The 11,814-nt window shown below is 72.2% G+C and carries 12 protein-coding genes; 5 read left to right on the top strand and 7 right to left on the bottom strand.

Going from position 1 to position 11,814, the window contains the following annotated elements; translation table 11 throughout:
- Positions 1 to 5 precede the first annotated feature (5 nt).
- A complete protein-coding gene (locus tag BLQ62_RS22565) occupies positions 6 to 902 on the top strand; it encodes a DUF5926 family protein (protein ID WP_068532039.1) in 897 nt (298 codons plus the stop codon).
- A 31-nt stretch (positions 903 to 933) separates the two neighbouring features.
- Here the strand turns inward: BLQ62_RS22565 and BLQ62_RS22560 are convergent, their stop codons facing one another.
- The 3 genes from BLQ62_RS22560 to BLQ62_RS22550 form a co-directional block, all read right to left on the bottom strand.
- Complete coding sequence (locus BLQ62_RS22560) at positions 934 to 1,593, bottom strand: TetR/AcrR family transcriptional regulator (protein ID WP_082756166.1); 660 nt, start codon at positions 1,591 to 1,593, stop codon at positions 934 to 936.
- Positions 1,594 to 1,602: 9 nt separating this feature from the next.
- Positions 1,603 to 3,120 carry an LCP family protein gene (locus BLQ62_RS22555; RefSeq protein ID WP_231857514.1) on the bottom strand — a complete coding sequence of 506 codons (1,518 nt, stop codon included), beginning with the start codon at positions 3,118 to 3,120 and terminating at the stop codon, positions 1,603 to 1,605.
- A gap of 123 nt (positions 3,121 to 3,243) precedes the next feature.
- Positions 3,244 to 4,023 (bottom strand): CPBP family intramembrane glutamic endopeptidase, encoded by a 780-nt coding sequence (locus BLQ62_RS22550; RefSeq protein ID WP_068532043.1) that lies wholly within the window; start codon positions 4,021 to 4,023, stop codon positions 3,244 to 3,246.
- 63 nt (positions 4,024 to 4,086) lie between these two features.
- Between BLQ62_RS22550 and BLQ62_RS22545 the strand changes: the two genes are divergently transcribed.
- A complete protein-coding gene (locus BLQ62_RS22545) occupies positions 4,087 to 5,547 on the top strand; it encodes an NCS2 family permease (RefSeq protein ID WP_068564635.1) in 1,461 nt (486 codons plus the stop codon).
- 6 nt (positions 5,548 to 5,553) lie between these two features.
- Here BLQ62_RS22545 and BLQ62_RS23605 read toward each other — a convergent pair whose 3' ends face one another.
- Positions 5,554 to 6,351 (bottom strand): hypothetical protein, encoded by a 798-nt coding sequence (locus tag BLQ62_RS23605; protein ID WP_139184288.1) that lies wholly within the window; start codon positions 6,349 to 6,351, stop codon positions 5,554 to 5,556.
- Positions 6,352 to 6,429: 78 nt separating this feature from the next.
- Between BLQ62_RS23605 and BLQ62_RS22530 the strand changes: the two genes are divergently transcribed.
- The gene (locus tag BLQ62_RS22530; RefSeq protein WP_068532046.1) at positions 6,430 to 6,996 is read left to right on the top strand and encodes a TetR/AcrR family transcriptional regulator; all 567 of its coding nucleotides are present in this window, start codon (positions 6,430 to 6,432) and stop codon (positions 6,994 to 6,996) included.
- Complete coding sequence (locus tag BLQ62_RS22525; protein ID WP_068532048.1) at positions 6,993 to 8,522, top strand: MFS transporter; 1,530 nt, start codon at positions 6,993 to 6,995, stop codon at positions 8,520 to 8,522. The genes BLQ62_RS22530 and BLQ62_RS22525 overlap by 4 nt, the downstream gene beginning before the upstream one ends.
- A gap of 96 nt (positions 8,523 to 8,618) precedes the next feature.
- On the opposite strand, the gene BLQ62_RS22520 is transcribed toward BLQ62_RS22525, so the two are convergent.
- Positions 8,619 to 9,353, bottom strand: a complete 735-nt coding sequence (locus tag BLQ62_RS22520; RefSeq protein WP_068532050.1) for a DUF2470 domain-containing protein — start codon at positions 9,351 to 9,353, stop codon at positions 8,619 to 8,621.
- 90 nt (positions 9,354 to 9,443) lie between these two features.
- On the opposite strand from BLQ62_RS22520, the gene BLQ62_RS22515 reads away from it, so the two are divergent.
- Positions 9,444 to 9,839 (top strand): hypothetical protein, encoded by a 396-nt coding sequence (locus tag BLQ62_RS22515; protein ID WP_068563872.1) that lies wholly within the window; start codon positions 9,444 to 9,446, stop codon positions 9,837 to 9,839.
- A 1-nt stretch (position 9,840) separates the two neighbouring features.
- Here the strand turns inward: BLQ62_RS22515 and BLQ62_RS22510 are convergent, their stop codons facing one another.
- Both BLQ62_RS22510 and BLQ62_RS22505 read right to left on the bottom strand, forming a co-directional pair.
- Positions 9,841 to 10,776 (bottom strand): hypothetical protein, encoded by a 936-nt coding sequence (locus tag BLQ62_RS22510; RefSeq protein ID WP_068532053.1) that lies wholly within the window; start codon positions 10,774 to 10,776, stop codon positions 9,841 to 9,843.
- A 7-nt stretch (positions 10,777 to 10,783) separates the two neighbouring features.
- Positions 10,784 to 11,758, bottom strand: a complete 975-nt coding sequence (locus BLQ62_RS22505) for a hypothetical protein (RefSeq protein ID WP_068532055.1) — start codon at positions 11,756 to 11,758, stop codon at positions 10,784 to 10,786.
- Between the last annotated feature and the right edge of the window lie 56 nt (positions 11,759 to 11,814).

The raw sequence follows: 11,814 nt of genomic DNA, 5'->3' as shown, positions 1-11,814 counted from the left end.
CCCGCATGGGTAGACGCGAACGCAATGCCACTCCCCGCGAGGGATCGAACCGTGCCGAGAAGGTGGCCGCTCAGCGCGCCCGCGCCGAGGCCTCGGCCGCCGCGAGCAGCCGCCCCTTCGAGGGCCTGGCCGCGGAGTGCGACATCGTCGCGCTGCGCAACTTCGTGCCCAGCGCCACCGCGCCGCTGAAGGTCTCCGGCGCGAACCGCGAGATCCGGCTCGCGACGGTGCTCCCCGGCGCCGCGCAGGCGCTGGTCCGCGAGGAGTCCGACGGGGTCATCGGCTACGCCGCCCTGCAGACCGCGACCCGGCCGCTGCAGCCCGGCGCCGCGCTCGCCGGTGCCGCCCGGTTCGCCGCCGACGCCGAGGTGGGCGAGGCGCTGTCCGAGGAGCGCGACGGTGCGCTGCTCGAGGTGCTCGACGCCGCCGCTCCGCTCGAGGTCACCGTGCACAAGGACTTCGACTGGTGGCTCGCGGGCGACGCCGACGCGCAGACCCGCCAGCTCGTCGAGCATGCCAACTCGCTCATCACCCCCGCCGCCCGCATCGACCTGGGCGCCGACGGGGTGGGCGCGCCCTGGTGGGCCGACACCGGCTCCAAGGCGCACCTGCGCTGGGTGCACCCCGCGCCCGAGGACGAGCTCATGGCCGCCCTGGCCCGCGTGCACGCCGCCGGCGGGCTGACCGTGGGCGAGGGCTCGCGGTTCGCCGGCTCGTTCCGCTCCGACGGCCTGCTCGTGCCCGTCTTCGACCTGGACCGCGAGTCGCACCCCGACGAGTGGGTGGCCGGCACCGTCGAGCTGGGCAAGCGCCTCGCCGAGGCCCTGGCCGACGACTCCGAGCTCACCGCCGCGCAGCGGCGCTCGCGCGACGGACTGCGCGGCCGCCAGGTCTCGCTGTAGGCCGCGACGGCTGATCCGGCCCGCAGCCGGATCAGCCGTGGAAGCGGTCGCCGAGAGAGCCGCGGAGGTACGCGAGGATCGTCTGCCGCACGTCGTAGGTCGCGGCGCTCGGATCGAGTGCGCTGAGCGCGCCCGCCAGCCGCGGGCGGTCGAGCACGTGCTGCGGGATCTCCCGCTCGTACCAGGGGCTCGACGACGGGCGCGCATCGCGCATGGCCTGGTTGGTGCGCACCGTCACCTCGCCGATCGTCAGCCGCCACATCCCGAGCAGCAGGTGCAGGGATTCGTCCTCGGGGATGCCGATCTCGTCCGTGGTGCGCAGGAACTCGTCGAACGACCACGCCGAGTAGGCGTCGATGATCTCGTCGGCCGAGAGCACGTCGATCACCCACGGATGCCGGGTGAGGTGGTCGATCACGATGAGCGGGAGCTGCACCAGCCGCTCGTGCGGGTCCTCGGCGAGCTCCGGCACCGGGGTGTTCCAGGCCTGATGCTCGAGCACCGCGCCGAGGAGATCGTTCTTCGAGTCGAAGTAGTGGTAGATGCCCATCGCGCTGATGTCGAGGCGCGCCGCGAGCGTGCGCATCGAGAACTTCAGCGGGCCGTCGGTGGTGAGGATGTCGGCGGCCGCGGCCACCACCTGCTCGCGATTCACCTTCGGCGGACGGCCGATTCGGCCGCGTTCAGTCATGGCGCCACCTTAACCGGTTCCCGGCGGCGTGCTCAGCAGGCGAGCGGGAACGGGTTGGTCGGCCGCCAGCAGGCCGAAGAACTCGTCGGTGTTCTTGCCCCACGCGAGCGAGTCCCCGTCGTTGGTGTACTCGCTGCCCGCGGTGGGCGTCGTGGTGGTGACGGTGCTGCCGCTCATCGCCCACGCGAGGCGCGCGAGGTCCCACAGGTGCGTGTCCTGATCGACCTTGAGCGCGTCGACCACGGCGTTCGACAGGCCCCACAGCTCGAACGGGTTGAGCAGCGTCGTCGGTGAGGTCGCCTCCTTGAACAGCGCCGACATGAACTCCCGCTGGTGCACGACGCGGTCGAGATCGGCGTTGGGGGTGGCGCGGGTGCGCACGTACCCCAGGGCCTGCGCACCGTCGAGCGTCTGGCAGCCGGCCTTGATCCGCAGGCCCGCCTTCGGGTCGTTGATCGGGTACTTCGGGCACATCTCGACCCCGCCGATCGCGTCCACCATGTTCGCGAAGCCGCCGAAGCCGATCTCCGCGTAGTGATCGATGCGCAGGCCCGCGGCCTGCTCCAGGGTCTGCACCAGCAGTTGTGCACCGCCCGCATCGCCGGCGCCCGACGTGCTGCCCAGGAAGTAGGCGGCGTTGATCTTGTGACCGCCCTGCCCGGGCACCTGCACCGACAGGTCGCGGGGGATCGAGACCAGCGTCGCGTCGCCGGACTTCGGGATGTGCACGAGCATGATCGTGTCGGTGCGCGCGCCGCCCAGCTCGCCGCCGGTGGCGAGCGCCTTCTGCTGGGCGGGGGTCAGGCCCTCGCGGGCGTCCGTGCCCACGAGCAGCCAGTTCGTCCCGGGGGTGTCGGCGACCCGCCCGGAGTACTCGGTGAGCGCGTCGATCCGGGTGAGCTTGCCGTCGAAGTAGATCGTCCCCGCCACGGTGCCGACGAGCAGCAGCACCAGGAACACGCCGAGCCACCGGAAGGGATGCAGCTTGCGCTTGCGGCGGACCTTCTTCGGCGCGGGGGCCTGCGGGGCGGGTGCGACGGCGGACCGTCGGCCACGCCCCCGGCCGCCGCGGTCACGATCGCGATCGCGCGGGGGACGTGGGGGCGGCGGGACGCGCCCGCCGCTGCTGCCGCGGGCGCCCACCGGGCGCTTGACTTCGCTCGCGGGAAGCGGCTCGGGCTCCTGGCGGGGAGCCCAGCCCTGCCGGGGCTGCGGCTGCTCGACGCGGGTGGCGCGCGGCTCGGCCGGCGGGCGCTCGACGCGGGTGGCGCGGGGCTGAGCGGCGGGCGGGACCGGGGCCGCGGCCTGCGGCGGGACGGGGCGACGGGGCGGCTGCGCCGGGCGTCGCGGGGGCGGCGCGGGCGGCTGGCTTCCACGTGGGGCGGGCGCCTGGCTCTGCCCCGCCTGCCGGCGCGGGATGCCCTGGGGGTGCCGGGGCGCGCGCGAGCGCGGGTCGCCCTCGGGGACCTGCGACCAGGCGAGATTCGGCTGGTCGCCGTCCTGCCTGCGCGGTCGTTCGTCATTCACGACGTCCGACTGTACTGGGAACGACTGAGAATTCGTCGTGATGAGCGGCACGGACCGGTGTCGCGACGGCCTGCGACGGGGCACGCCGGCGTCCGGCACCGGCCGTCGCCCGGACCCGCGGGATCAGCCGAGGAATCCCAGGTGGGGCCGTAGCAGCGCGTACCCGGCGAAGGCGACGACGTCGAGCAGGAAGTGCGCGACGACCAGCGGCCACAGGCGCCGCCAGCGGTCGTAGGCGGCGCCGAAGATCACGCCCATCACCAGGTTGCCCAGGCCCGCGCCGAACCCCTGGTACAGGTGGTACGAACCGCGCAACAGCGAGGACGCGGCGACGGTGCCGAGGCGCCCCACGCCGAGCTGCCGGAGCCGCGTCATGAGGTAGCCCACCACCACGACCTCCTCGGCGACGGCGTTGCCCGCCGCGAGCAGCACGTAGGCGAGGATGCGCCACCACTGCACGTCGCCCGAGGCGGGCACCACGCTCGCGGTGACGCCCAGCGCCCGCCCCGCCGCGTACAGCGCCAGCCCGGGGATGCCGATGAGCGCTGCCAGCGCGGTGCCCAGCCCCACGTCGCGCAGCACCGCCCGTCGTGGCCTGCGCAGCGCGAAGCCGATGTCGGCGAACCCGATGCCGGACCGGATCAGCAGGTACAGCGCCAGCGCGGCCCACGCGAAGAGCTGCACGGCACCCATCGCCTGCAGCAGGAAGTCGATCACCGCGTGCGGACTGCGGACGGGGTTGAGCGTCACCGTCGTCGATCCGACTCCGGGGCCGAGCTGGTAACCGATCAACCTGATCACCGAATACAGCCCCGACCAGGCGAAAGTGACCAGCAGCACGATCACGACCTCGGCGCGCAGCGGCCCCCGCTCGGCGGTCGGGACGGGCTCGGGGGCGTTCACCGGGTCACCCTATCCGGGCACCGTTACGATTGCCCGGTCCTGCAGCGAGTGAAGGGTCACGACGTGTCCGCTCCCACCGAGCCCCAGTTGGGGCCCATCGACAAGTTCTTCCGCATCTCCGAGCGCGGTTCGACGGTGCCGCGGGAGCTCCGCGGTGGGCTCGTCACCTTCTTCACGATGGCCTACATCGTGGTGCTCAACCCGATCATCATCGGCGGCGTCGTCGGCAACAGCAAGAACGTCGACGTGCTCGGCAACGTGCTGCCGACCGCCCAGGTCGCGGCCGTCACCGCCCTCGCCGCGGGCATCATGTGCATCGTCTTCGGCGCGATCGTCAACTACCCCTTCGGCATCGCCGCCGGCCTCGGCGTCAACAGCCTGCTGGCGGTGAGCGTCGCGCCGCAGGTCACGTGGCCCGAGGCGATGGGCCTGGTGGTGATCGACGGCATCATCATCGTGCTGCTCGGCGTCACCGGCTTCCGCACCGCGGTCTTCCGCGCCATCCCCGCCGAGCTCAAGGCCGCGATCGCCGCCGGCATCGGCTGCTTCATCGCGTTCATCGGCTTCGTCGACGCGGGCTTCGTCCGGCGCATCCCGGACGCCGCCGGCACGACGGTGCCCGTCGGCCTCGGCATCGGCAACTCCGTCGCGGCCTGGCCGACGGCGGTCTTCGTCTTCGGTGTGCTGCTCATCGGCGTGCTCGTGGTCCGCAAGGTGCCGGGCGCGATCCTGCTGGGCATCGTCGTCACCACGATCGTCGCGCTGATCGTGCAGAAGGTGGCCGGCCTCGGCCCGTCGTTCAAGGACCCGCACGGCTGGAGCCTGAACATCCCCGAGCTCCCGTCCTCCCTGGGCGGCCTGCCCGACCTGTCGCTGGTCGGCGAGGTCGACGTCTTCGGCGCCTTCACCCGGATCGGTGTGCTCGCCGCGTCGGTGCTGGTCTTCGCGCTGGTGCTGTCGAACTTCTTCGACGCCATGGGCACCATCACGGGCCTGACGAAGGAGGCGAACCTGATGCGTGAGGACGGCACCGTCCCGAACATCGGCAAGGCGCTCGCCGTCGAGGGCGCGGGCGCGATCGTGGGCGGAGGCGCCTCGGCCTCGTCGAACACTGTCTTCGTCGAGTCCGCATCGGGCATCGCCGAGGGCGCCCGGACGGGCCTGGCGAACATCGTGACCGGCGTGCTGTTCCTCGCCGCCATGTTCTTCACCCCGCTCTACGAGGTGGTCCCGTCCGAGGCCGCCGCACCGGCTCTGGTCATCGTGGGCGCGATGATGCTGGGGCAGCTCAAGGACATCGACTGGAGCAAGTTCTACGTCGTGCTGCCCGTGTTCCTCACCGTGGTCTCGATGCCCTTCACCTACTCGATCGCCAACGGCATCGGCATCGGCTTCATCACCTGGGTGGTGATGGCCGTCGCGCGCGGGAAGGCCAAGGAGGTGCACCCGCTGCTGTGGATCGTCTCCGGGCTGTTCCTGCTGTACTTCGCCAAGGAGCCGATCGAGGTGCTGTTCGGGATCTGACCGCCGCTAGCGGGAGTCGTTCCCGCTCGACGGTGGCTCCTCGTCGAGGCCGGGGGCGCGCCCGTGGCCGGCCTTCTCGGCCGCCCGGGCCTCCTTCTCCTGCTGCTTCGCGAGCGCCTTGGCCTCCTTCTCGACGGCCTTGCGCTGCTTCTTCTTCGCGCGCTTGCGCCGCTGCACCTCGAGGAAGACCGCGAGGGCGATAGCGGCGACGACGCCGACGACGACGCCGATCAGCGTGGCCCAGCGGAAGCCCGCGGCGTTCTGGTCGATCTTGGTGCGCGCGTAGCTGGCTCCGCTGCCGGTGCCGATCGCGACGGCGAGCGTCATGAGGTTCGGCACGGCCACGACCACGGCGAGCAGCCCGATCACCGTGGCGATCTTCGGGTGGTTGCTCGCCCGCTTGGCGGCGAACCAGAGGATGAGCAGCGGCAGGCCGGCGCAGAGGAAGCCGATGCCCAGGCCGAAGGCGGTGCCCTTGAGGGTGCCGCCGTCCGTGCCGACCCAGCCGACCAGCAGGTCCGCCCACTTGCGCGGGAGGTAGGCGGCCAGCGCGAAGTAGGCCGCGATGAGGACGGCGACGAGGATCGCGGCGACGATCGCGCGCTTGAGCCACTTCTTGGCGGCGTCGCCGGCGCGGGTGGCCGCATCGCCGGCCTTGGTCTTGACGCGGGCGGCCGTCTCGTCCGCATGGGTCCTGGCGCGGGTGGTCGCGTCGTCGACGTGCGTCTTCGCCCGCGTCGCGAAGTCGGGCTTGTGCTCGCCTTCGGGCTGGTCGGGCAACGGATTGTCCGGTGTGGGGCTCATCGCCCCAATCTAGCGGCTCATTCACTGTCGCACATGATGTACAGTTGTACATGTACAAACGTCCATAAGGAGGTCTCGATGACCGACGCACCCCGTCGCCGTGATCCCGAGCGGCGTCGCCGCGAAATCGTCGCTGCCGCGGCGGCACTCGTCGTCGAGGACGGGCCCGACGGGCTGACCCATCGCAAGGTGGCCGCGCGGGCGGGGGTACCGCTCGGCTCGACGACGCAGTACTTCGCCACGCTCGACGATCTGCGCGCCGCCGCGATGGCGCTGCTGGTGCACGACGCGGAGGAGTGGCTCGACGGACTGGAGGCGATCTTCGTCCAGGAGGGGGCGACGCCCGCGGCGTACACCGCCGCCCTGCACCGCTACCTGCTGGACCCTCAGCTCGTGGGTGCCGACTTCGCGGTGACCTGCGCGGCGCCGCTGCACCCGGACCTCCGAGAGCTCAGCGTGCGGTGGGAGGACGACTTCATCGCGACGTTGGAGCGCTACATCACCGCGGAGAGTGCCGCAGCGGTGGCGATGTTCACCGACGGCGCGATCATGCGCACCGTGCTCACCGAGGGGCGCGTCGACGAGGCGCTCCTCGAACGCTCGATCACAGCGCTGTGGAATCCGCGTGAAGGAGAACGGGAATGACCGACCTGACGACCGCCCCCGTGGCCTCGGCCACCCGGCGGTGGGCCGCCGCCCTGCTGCTCTCTGCGAGCCTGCTGGTGATCACGGTGGACATGACGATCCTCAACATCGCCGTGCCCGATCTCGCGGCCGACCTGAGACCATCGGCGGCGCAACAACTCTGGATCATCGACGCCTACTCCCTGGTGCTGGCCGGGCTGCTCGTGTCCACCAGCTCATTGGGAGACCGGTTCGGCCGCAAGCGAATGCTGCTGCTCGGGTACGTCGTCTTCGGCACGGCGTCGGCGCTCGTGCTGTGGGCGGAGACGCCCGCCCAGGTGATCGCGCTGCGCGCGGCCCTCGGCGTGGGCGGCGCGATGATCATGCCGACCACCCTGACGATGCTGCGCGTGATCTTCACCGATCCGGCGGAGCGGGCGAAGGCGCTGGGCCTGTGGGCCGCCGTCTCGGGCGTGGGCGCCGCGATCGGGCCGATCGTGGGCGGCGTTCTGCTGGAGAACTTCTCGTGGCGCGCGGCGTTCATGGTGAACGTCCCGGTGATGGTGATCGTGCTGATCATCGGTTTCTTCCTGCTGCCGGAGTCGAAGGTCGCCTCGCCGGGATCGTGGGACTGGCTCGGCGCGCTGATGTCGATCACCGGGATGGTGGCGCTGGTCTGGGCGATCAAGCGCTTCGCCAAGGACCACACCCTGCTGTCCGGGCCCGGCCTGGCGGCGCTGCTGATCGCGGTCGTGGTGCTCGGCCTGTTCGTCCGGCGTTCCCTCCGGCGTGAGCACCCCTTGCTCGATGTGCGGCTCTTCGAGCGGCGCCAGTTCTCGGCGGGCATCGTCGCGGCGCTGGGCGTCATGTTCGCCATGGCCGCCGCCCTGCTGCTGCTCGCGCAGTGGATGCAGCTCGTCGCGGGCTACGGCCCCATCGAGACGGGTGTCCGGCTGCTGCCCGTCGCCGTCGCGGCGGTGGTCGCCTCGCTGGCCGCGCCGTGGCTGGCGAACCTGCTCACCGCCCGGATCGTCCTCGCCGGCGGGCTGGTGGCCGCGGCGATCGGCATGGTGCTCATCGCCGCGCCCGCGCAGCTCGACTACGCAGGTCTGGTGGCGCCGCTGATCCTGGTGGGCGTCGGCATGGGCGGCATGACCGTGGCCTCGGCGATGGTGATGTCCGGTACGCCGGAGGAGAAGGCGGGCAACGCGGCCGCGCTCGAGGAGACCTCCTACGACCTGGGCAACGTGCTCGGCGTGGCCGTCCTCGGCAGTGTGGCCGCGATGCTCTACACCGCCGACGCCGACTTCGGCGCGATCCCGGGCATCGACGCCGCCACCGCGGGTGCGGCGGGGGAGTCGCTGGGCGCCGCCATGGCGATCGCGCAGGAGGCCGGGCTGCCCGCGCTGGCCGAGCACGCGATGACGGGCTTCACCGCGTCGCTGCAGACCACAGGCCTGGTCGGCGGCGTGATCCTGTTCGCCGTCGCCGTGGGCGTCTACGCCCTGACCCCGAAGGACACGGACATCACGGTGCAGGCGCACTGATCGGACTCGTCCGGGGCCGCGCCGATCCTCGGTGCATTTCTGCGGCGGCTCCTCGGCGTGTCGTCGACGACACGCACCGAAGATCTGTGGGCGCGATCAGCTCGCGCGGAGGCCGTTGAGGAAGGGGCAGCCCAGCAGGATGCGGATGCCGCGCTGCAGGGCGGCCATGTCGTGGGCGGGCTGCGCGAAGTTCAGGCGCACGTCCACATCGGAGAGCTCGTGGTGCTCGGCGCGCAGGCGGATGCCGAAGCGGTCGATGCCGAGCAGCCGGATGCGGTGGTTGCGGAGCTTGCCGGGCAGCCGGCGTGCGAGCTGCCCGACCATCTCCGGATGCCCGCTCTCCACGTGGGCGAGCCACGCGGTCTCGTAGCCGGCGAACGGATCGGGCTCGGCGGCCGCGAGCTCGTCGCCGGTGACCGACGACGCGCCGGCGGCGTCCGCGAGCACGGCGGTCTCGATCGGCATGGTCAGCAGGCGCGCGCCGTTGCCCACGTCGAGCAGCGCCTCGAGCGGGTTGTCCATGGCCACCCGGGCGGCGAGGGCCGCACCGTCGGCGACCTCGGACAGGCGGCCGGAGAGCCAGACCAGCGAGCGGGTGCGCTCGCGCAGGGGGAGCGGCGAGATGTCGTTGATCTCCACCATGGCGCGGACGCCTTCGAGCCAGGGAGCGTCGTCGGCGACGGCCACCACCAGGCGATCGCCCAGCACGTGGTGCAGAGCGACGGTGATCGGCTCGTAGCCGTCGGCCGCGAGGACCGCGGCATGGGGGACGGCCGCGATGCTGCGGACGCGCTCGGCCGGTGTCGGCTCGGCGATGGTCGGGGCGCTCATGACGACTCCTCTCGCTCGGTGATGTCGATCATGAAGGTAACCCTAGCCTAATGCTCCGAGCAACCCGGGGCAAGAGTTAGGGTCAACGTGATGGCGATCGAACTGGAGTTGCTCGCGCCCCCGCGCGAGCCGATGTCCCTGGTCGACGGGCTGGCCGTGGCGGCACCGTCGGGCCGGATGAGCTGCACCTACGCGCCCGGCGACCCCACGGCGCTGGCGGAGTTCCTCGTGCACGGCGTGCACGACGAGGGCCCGGGGTTCGAGATCGTGGTGGCCGACGCGGACGAGGCCGTCGCGGTGCTCTGCGCGACGGTGGCGGCGCTGACCGGCGACGATATCCCCGCGGCGCTCGCCGCGCCCGACGAGGCGCGCCTGGCCGCGCTCAACCCGATGGCGCAGGACGCGGTGCGGGAGCGGTTGCGGCACCTCGTCGCGCCGGATCCGCAGGCGATCACCGACCGGCTGCACGCCCTCGGGCTGAAGTAGCTCAGGGGAGTTCGCCGACGGGCGCCGACCAGGCGTCGCCGCACGGCGCCGTCGTTCGGACCGCGGCACCGCGCTGGAACCACGTGGTGAGGACGTCGCCGTCGATGGTGCGGGTGTCGTCCAGCTGGAACCACAGCGCGGTGGCCGCCGCGGCCGACTCCAGTTCGGCCACGCTGATTCCGTGGTCGACCAGCATGCCCAGCGTGGCGCCGGTGAGGCACGCCTCCTGGGCGGACTCGCGTCGCAAGTACTCCGTGCCGAGCGGGCTCGTCGGCCCCCCGACGCTCGCGACGAGCGCGCGCAGGTCCGCGCGCTGCCCGGAATCGGTCGCGACCCGGGTGACCGCGATGCGCGCGAGCCATTCGATCCCCGACCCCGATTGATTGCCGGCGCTGCGCACCATCGACGGGTAGTTGCTCGCCGATCCGCGCAGGCAGACCCAGAATCCGGGGGTCCGTTCGGTCGTGGGGCACCCGGTCGACGCCGGCGGGTGGTCGTCGGGTGTGTCGAACAGTGTCACGCGCGGGAGAGTGCTGCCCCAGACCGCGCCGAAGCAGAGGTTGGCGGCGTCGGCGAAGGCCTGCATCGCGTCGAAGTCGGTCGACCAGGTGGGCAGGGTGCACGCGGTCGGCGTCGCGAGCGTCTTCGTCAGGATCCGGTTGCGGTGCACCTGGGTCACGCTGGGCTGGGTGGTGGTCCGGGCCGGGAGCGCGAGGCTGGTTCGGGTCGAGGCGGCCGCGGAGTTCTGCACCGTCCGGGAGATCACCATCGTCCCGATGACGGCGAAGCCGACGACGAGCAGCACGACGGAGATCGTCGCGATCACGATGAGGGCGATCCGGCCGCGGGACGACCGACGGGCGGGCCGGACGGAGCCGCCGCCCGTCGGGTACGGCACGTACCGGTGATCGGGCTCCCGGTGGTGAGGTCCGGTCATCGTCGGCCTAGGAGACCTGGTCGACGGGGACGGTCCACGCGGTCCGGCAGACCTCCTGCGTCGGGGACAGGCTGCCGCGGTCGAACCACTGCTGCGCGGTGTCGGCCTGGATGCGCGGGCCGTCCTCGCCTTCGCCGAGCAGCGTCCAGACTCGCGCCTGCGCCGACGCCTGCGCGACATCGGCCCGGGTGATCCCGTGGTCCACCAGGCGCTGGATCGTGGCGCCGGACAGGCACAGGCTCTGCGCCTTGTCGCGCTTGCGGTACTCGATGCCGAGGGGGCTGGCACCGTCGACGGACCGGATCAGCGCGCCGATGTCTGCGGCGACGCCCGCACGGTTCTCGGCCCGGCCGGCGACCGCCAGGGCGAGCCACTGCAGCAGGCGCGGCGCCTGGTTCCCCGCGGCCTCGATCGCCCCGTTCACGTTCAGGTAGATGGCGTCGTTGCAGTTCCCGACGGTGGCCACGGGCACGCCGGCGAAGCAGCCGGTCCCGGGCGGGACGTCGTCGGGGGAGCTGAACGGGCGCACGGTCCCGGCGCGCAGGCTCCACACCGCCTCCAGGCAGACGGTGCCGGCGCGTGCGAAGGCCTCCACGGACTCGGGGGTGGTGGCGAGCGGCGGGAGCGCGCACCCGGGCGGCGAGGCCAGTGCCGTGGTGAAGACGCTGCTCCCGGTCACCTGCCCGACGCTGGGCGTGGGCGGGGGCGCTGCGGAGTCGCCGATCGGGGACGGGAATCCTGCTCCGCCGGGCTTGGACACCGCCGCCCACCCCACGGCCCCGGCGACGAGGACGATCGCGACGACGAGAGTGATCCAGCCGGCGCGACCGAGGCGGCGCCGGCGCTTCACCTCGCCGGTGCCGTACAGGCCGCCCTGGGTGTACGGGCTGCCGGTGGGCAGGCGGTTCGACCGCCACGGGCTCGGTCCCGTCGGTGCCGGCCCGGAGCTGATCCGGTCCAGCGGATTCTCGTCGTACGCCATCCCCGTCCCCCATTTCTGCAAAGATCAGGATGACTGTACTAAATCCATGCGGCGGC

This window comes from Tsukamurella pulmonis, assembly GCF_900103175.1.
Classification (GTDB): domain Bacteria; phylum Actinomycetota; class Actinomycetes; order Mycobacteriales; family Mycobacteriaceae; genus Tsukamurella; species Tsukamurella pulmonis.
Note: the sequence above shows the minus strand (reverse complement) of the source record. Positions and strands in the feature narration are given on the sequence as shown.

Excerpts from the sequence above, each read along its gene's own strand:
- BLQ62_RS22565 (WP_068532039.1), top strand. The coding sequence starts at position 6 with ATGGGTAGACGCGAACGCAATGCCACTCCCCGCGAGGGATCGAACCGT.
- BLQ62_RS22505 (WP_068532055.1), bottom strand. The coding sequence starts at position 11,758 with ATGGCGTACGACGAGAATCCGCTGGACCGGATCAGCTCCGGGCCGGCA.
- BLQ62_RS23605 (WP_139184288.1), bottom strand. The coding sequence starts at position 6,351 with ATGAGCCCCACACCGGACAATCCGTTGCCCGACCAGCCCGAAGGCGAG.
- BLQ62_RS22520 (WP_068532050.1), bottom strand. The coding sequence starts at position 9,353 with ATGAGCGCCCCGACCATCGCCGAGCCGACACCGGCCGAGCGCGTCCGC.
- BLQ62_RS22530 (WP_068532046.1), top strand. The coding sequence starts at position 6,430 with ATGACCGACGCACCCCGTCGCCGTGATCCCGAGCGGCGTCGCCGCGAA.
- BLQ62_RS22510 (WP_068532053.1), bottom strand. The coding sequence starts at position 10,776 with ATGACCGGACCTCACCACCGGGAGCCCGATCACCGGTACGTGCCGTAC.
- BLQ62_RS22515 (WP_068563872.1), top strand. The coding sequence starts at position 9,444 with ATGGCGATCGAACTGGAGTTGCTCGCGCCCCCGCGCGAGCCGATGTCC.
- BLQ62_RS22560 (WP_082756166.1), bottom strand. The coding sequence starts at position 1,593 with ATGACTGAACGCGGCCGAATCGGCCGTCCGCCGAAGGTGAATCGCGAG.
- BLQ62_RS22525 (WP_068532048.1), top strand. The coding sequence starts at position 6,993 with ATGACCGACCTGACGACCGCCCCCGTGGCCTCGGCCACCCGGCGGTGG.